Source organism: Ruegeria sp. YTSC106 (assembly GCF_059609765.1).
Genome location: NZ_JBXWMI010000043.1, coordinates 1 through 3,661 on the forward strand (window position 1 = coordinate 1; position 3,661 = coordinate 3,661).

General features: G+C 58.2%; 3 protein-coding genes. 2 read left to right on the top strand and 1 reads right to left on the bottom strand.

Translation table 11 applies throughout. From position 1 onward, the window contains the following. Positions 1 to 1,093 (top strand): COG4223 family protein (locus AC2FEB_RS23245; protein ID WP_496884418.1); only part of this gene is annotated, 1,093 nt, incomplete at its 5' end. Positions 1,094 to 1,103: 10 nt separating this feature from the next. Further along, positions 1,104 to 2,597: a heme biosynthesis protein HemY gene (locus AC2FEB_RS23250; RefSeq protein WP_496677698.1), complete on the top strand. Its 1,494-nt coding sequence runs from the start codon at positions 1,104 to 1,106 to the stop codon at positions 2,595 to 2,597. Positions 2,598 to 2,646: 49 nt separating this feature from the next. Here the strand turns inward: AC2FEB_RS23250 and AC2FEB_RS23255 are convergent, their stop codons facing one another. Further along, positions 2,647 to 3,474 (bottom strand): IS110 family transposase, encoded by an 828-nt coding sequence (locus AC2FEB_RS23255; protein WP_496677700.1) that lies wholly within the window; start codon positions 3,472 to 3,474, stop codon positions 2,647 to 2,649. Between the last annotated feature and the right edge of the window lie 187 nt (positions 3,475 to 3,661).

Consider the following 3,661-nt stretch of genomic DNA (forward strand, 5'->3'; position numbering starts at 1 on the left):
CGAAGCCGAAGCCGAAGCCGAAGCCGAAGCCGAAGCCGAAGCCGAAGCCGAAGCCGAAGCCGAAGCCGAAGCCGAAGAAATCGCTCCGGTCGAGGAAAAAGTTGTTGAGCGCGTCGTTGAAAAGCGTGGCGGGTTTGTGCCTGCTTTGCTGGGTGGTGCCATTGCAGCCGCTGTCGGGTTTGCGCTGGGCAATGGTGGGCTATTGTCAGGTGGCTCTGACACTTCGGATACCTTGGCGGCGTTGGAGTCCAAACTGGCAGACCAATCCGACCAGATTGCCAAGCTGTCGCAAGAGCTTGCAAACAGTCCGGATGTTGCCGGTTTGACGGATCAGGTCAAAGTGTTGTCCGACAAACTGACACCCATGGAAGGTGACCTTAGTGCGATCAAATCTACTGTGGATACGCTGTCAGGCCAGATCGGACCATTGTCAGACCGAATCGCGACGCTGGAGAAGACCCCGATCGAATCCAGCGTGTCGCCCGAATCCATGGCCGCCTTTGAAGCTGAGCTGAAGAAGCTTCAGGATTCTCTGGCCTCGCAACGTGCCGAAGTTGAAAAAATGGTTTCGGACGCTCAGGCGCTTGAGGCAAAAGCATCAGCCGACGTGCAAACTGCGGCAAATGCCGCTGTTCTGTCCCGCTTGCATGGCCAGTTGGATGCAGGCCAGCCCTATTCCGATCTTGTTGCGGAACTGAAGGCAGGCGGTGTGGATGTGCCGGATGCTCTGTCCGGGCCGGCTGAGAAAGGTGTGGAAACCCTCTCCTCTCTGCGGGCCAGCTTCGCGCCTGCGGCCCGAGCAGCGCTGGCAGAAGCGCGTGATGCCGACAAGGGCACTGGCCTGATTGCCTTCCTGCAACGTCAAACAGGCGCGCGGTCGGTCATGCCCCAGGAAGGGGATGGGCCAGATGCCGTCCTGTCACGTGCACAGGCTGCGCTCGCGGACGGAGACCTGGTCAAAGCCCTGAGTGAATTGAAATCACTTCCCGAAGCGGCACAGGCCGCAATGGCCGATTGGGAACAGGCGGCCCAAACACGGGTCGCGGCCGTCGATGCGGCGAATACACTGGCTTCCAGCCTGAACTCGAACTGAAGGACCTGCCATGCTGTGGTCACTGTTTAAGATCCTTGTTTTTGTTGCGATTATCGGCCTGCTGGCGCTGGGCGGTCACTTCCTGATGCAAACCAGTGGCGGGGTTCAGATCACCGTCGCGGGCACAGAATTCACGCTGGGGCCGCTTCAGTCAGTGATCGCGCTGGGTGTGTTGGTCATTGCAGTCTGGCTGTTTTTCAAGTTGCTCAGCCTGCTGATCGCAACGCTGAAATTCCTGAACGGTGACGAAACTGCCTTGTCCCGGTATTTTGACCGAAATCGCGAGCAAAAGGGATATCAGGCGCTTGCTGATGGCCTGATGGCGCTGGCCTCGGGCGAAGGGCGCGTGGCGATGACCAAAGCCACCAAGGCCGAAAAACTGCTGAACAAGCCTGAGCTGACAGATCTGTTTGTGGCACAGGCCGCCGAGATGACCGGTGACACGAAAAAGGCTTCGGATACTTATAAAAAACTGGTGACCAACAACGCGACCCGGTTTGTTGGCGTACGCGGGATCATGAAGCAGAAGCTGGCCGAAGGTGATGATGAAACGGCCCGCAAACTTGCCGAGAAGGCCCTGGCGATCAAACCGCGTCACGAAGAGACGCAGGATGTGTTGCTGAACCTGCAAACCAAGGCGCATGATTGGGCCGGGGCGCGTTCGACCCTGACCTCCAAGTTGAAGGCCGGGTATTTGCCGCGCGATGTTTTCAAACGGCGCGATGCTGTTCTGGCCTTGTCCGAAGCCAAAGGCATTCTGGACGAAGACGCGACCGTCGAACAGCAGGAGCGCGCGATCGAAGCCAATCGTCTGTCGCCCGATCTGGTGCCTGCCGCTGCCATGGCCGCCCGCGCGTATATCGCCAAAGGCAAACCCCGGGCTGCGACCAAGATTCTGAAAAAAGCATGGGAGGTTCAGCCACACCCGGATCTGGCCCATGCCTTTGCCGAAATCGTACCGGATGAAACTCCCGAGCAACGTATCAAGAGGTTCACGGCGCTAACCCGCATTCACCCCGAGAATATGGAAACGCGCCTGATTCTGGCAGAATTGAACATCGTGGCCGAGGATTTCCCCGAAGCCCGCCGTGCGTTGGGTGATTTGGTTGAAAAGCAAGGTGATGCGCGCGCCTACACGTTGATGGCTGCGATCGAACGTGGCGAGGGGGCCTCGGACGCCGTTGTGCAAGGCTGGTTGGCCAGGGCGCTGAATGCGCCGCGTGGTCCGCAATGGGTGTGCACCAACTGCCATGATATCCAACCCGAATGGGGGCCGGTCTGCCAGAACTGCGGAAGCTTCGACACACTCAGTTGGCAAACGCCGCAAACGCCCGAGATCGCAAGCGCGACCGGCGTACACATGTTGCCTTTGATCGTTGGTGCGCTTGAGGATCAATCAGAAGAGCCCGAAGTCGCGGAACCTGTGGATGAGGTCGATGTGGTCGAAGTGGCAGCAGACGCCGTAGAGGTTGCAGAGGAAGACGAGGCTCAAAAGCAGGCCTGAGCCCCGCGACGCCCAACTATCAATTGTCGGCCCTGGCAACTGTTTCTTTTTATGCAGGTTGAGATGTCCATTTCTGGCGCGTTTTGCAGAGAGCGTTTGCGGCTGTGACAAGCTTTCTTGCAACAGCAGTGATGATGACCTTGTGTGGTTTTCCGGCGACGCATAGGCGGTTGGCGACTGTCTTGAGGACTGGATTGTGATGGCTGGCGACGAGAGCGGCCTGGAACATCACATGCCATAGCAATCGTCGGCCACCGCCAATTGTGCGCCGACCACGCATGGGTCCGCTGTCATGTGCAATTGGCTCAAGGACTGCGAGCGCGGCGGCTTGCTCGCCGGTGATCTGGCCGAGTTCTGGCATCTCTATGATCGGCATGGTGCTGGCAACCGGTCTGATCCCGGGAACGGAACGCGGGATGCCAGCCGTCGTGGCAAGTCTCTCATCTGTGGCGATGGTATGTTCGATCCGGGCCTCAAGCTCTGCAATCTGATAATCCAGCAGGTCTTTCAATTTGGCATCCATGGCTTTGAACATGTCAGCCGATCCCAGCTTCCCATGCGCCTTGATCTGCGCCAGAAGCCGCTTTCGCGTCTCGACAAGTTGTCCGCGCTTGGACAGCAAGGCTCTGAGAAGACGTATCTTTGCATGTGGAAGGTTGCGCCCTGCATCAGGTCGGAAATCCATGAACTGCGCAATGAGTTCTGCATCGATCCTGTCCGTTTTCGCCCTCGTGCCTCGACTGGCTGCCAAAGCCTTTATTTGAGCTGGCGGCAATTTCCGCGTCGTGACCCCTTCTGCGTCAAGGCCAGACCACAGATGCCATTCCTGCCCGCTGGTGGCTTCCAAGCAGACACGGGCATTTTGTGAGAGCGCCAGGTCGCCCTAGCGTACGTGTCCTTCATGGTATTGGGCATTCGCAGTCTTTGGTTGCTTGGCAGGCAATAAATATCCAGCCCATCGCGGCTGACCTCCATGCCCCCTCTCCTCTAGGCTCCAGACTCATTGAATTACAGCCAGAATAGGACTGTAGCAGCGAGAGCGATGGCCGAGAGGAATACCTTTG